This window comes from Pseudomonas sp. BLCC-B112 (genome assembly GCF_028550695.1).
Taxonomy (GTDB): domain Bacteria; phylum Pseudomonadota; class Gammaproteobacteria; order Pseudomonadales; family Pseudomonadaceae; genus Aquipseudomonas; species Aquipseudomonas danubii.
In genome coordinates this window covers 1-1,423 of the sequence record NZ_JAQQGK010000027.1, presented here as the reverse complement: position 1 = coordinate 1,423, position 1,423 = coordinate 1, and the positions used below count along the sequence as shown (strand labels likewise).

Annotated in this window: 1 protein-coding gene; it reads right to left on the bottom strand. The window is 57.6% G+C overall.

Annotation, left to right across the window (positions count from 1 at the left end):
- Positions 1 to 10: 10 nt before the first annotated feature.
- Positions 11 to 1,312, bottom strand: coding sequence for an IS4 family transposase (locus tag PQT43_RS31180; RefSeq protein WP_253086053.1), 1,302 nt, complete (start codon positions 1,310 to 1,312; stop codon positions 11 to 13).
- Between the last annotated feature and the right edge of the window lie 111 nt (positions 1,313 to 1,423).

Here is a 1,423-nt window from a genome sequence, read left to right as displayed (position 1 = left end):
GCCATCCCTTTCAAGGTCTTCTCGTTTTAGCTGCCTTGATGACCCGATCGGTTGAAACATGTGCATTTATTGCCGTCCCTTGCACCCATGCTTTCGGCTTGGGCACTTTGGGGCCCCGTGTGCTTTTGGCAACTTGCTTGGGCTGGATGTTCCTGGCCAGTTCCATCAGGCGCCAGGCCAGCTTTTCGATTGGAACTATCGGCATGTATTCAGACGGCAAGGCAATCTGCATGCCCTCGTATCCCGCCCTGATCTGTACCGCCAAATGGTAGATCGATGCCTCCCAACCCTCAGGCTGAGTCTCTCGATGAGCCTGCTCAACACTGCGCTTTAGCAGGGCCAGTACGTTGTACGCCAGCACCGCGGTGGTGAAGCCAAGCAAGGCGGCCCGTGGGCTGCCGAGGGTTTCTATTTCACTTTCCAGAGTCGCTTCCAGTCGCTGGAACATCCCCTCGATGCTCCAGCGACGGCGATAGAGGTTCGCGATCTGCGCGGCGCTGATGCTCTCGGGCAAATTGCTCCAGAACATCAGGCTGCTGTCGCCTGAGTCGTTTGGTGAGTGCAGCGTCAGTTCAATGCGACGCCATTGATGAGCACCTTTCACTTCGATGGTTTGCTCGCGCACCGTACCTGTTGCAACAGGCATCGGTGCTTGCCATTCACCCTCCTGAATCAGGCGCGGATGCTTGGCCTGCTGACGAATGACAAATGAGGTTTGCGCCTGCTCACAAGCCTCCATGACGGGAAGCGTGCAGTAGAGCCGATCAGCGATCCAAACCTGATTGGCCTGTGCTTCGGCCAGCAGCGGCAACACGCAGACGCGTTCGCTGGCATAGGCGTCTTCGCAGGGTTGCAGGTCAATCACCTGATCAAGATCAGGGTCATAGACCACGACCGAGAACCCGGGGCGTGCCGCCCCGCGTTCCTGGCGTAACGCCCCGAGACGTTTTTCGGTGGAGGCTAGATGGCTGCCATCCACCACTCGAACTTGCCAGTCGGGGAGCATGGCCGAGCAACCGAGCTCTTTGATCGTCGGTGCCAGACGCTGCGCGCAACCTGTGACCAAGGCGCGTAACAGAGTGGGTTCAGTACGGCTGATCTTGTCGTAGAGGGCTGCCAGGCTGACCGGCAGATCCTCCAGTTGCTTGGCGGCGGCATGCAATGACGGCCTCAGGCCCAGTGAAACCAAGGACATGAGCTTGACGATGGTCGAGAACAACAATTCACGGGAGTACTGTCGTTGCCGATGATCTTCGAACACCTGATCGACCCACTCCGGTGCGATAGCTTGCTCCAGTGCCAGTTTGGCCATCACGCTGGCAGGTGCTTTTTTCTCGAATCGCGCTAGTACATCGGCCCACATCGTTCGGATCTTCCTGAATGAGTTTTAGCGGATTTTACTCAAGACCTTGAAAGGGATGGC

Bases quoted from the DNA above. Each gene is read 5' to 3' on its own strand.
- PQT43_RS31180 (WP_253086053.1), bottom strand. From the start codon at position 1,312: ATGGCCAAACTGGCACTGGAGCAAGCTATCGCACCGGAGTGGGTCGAT.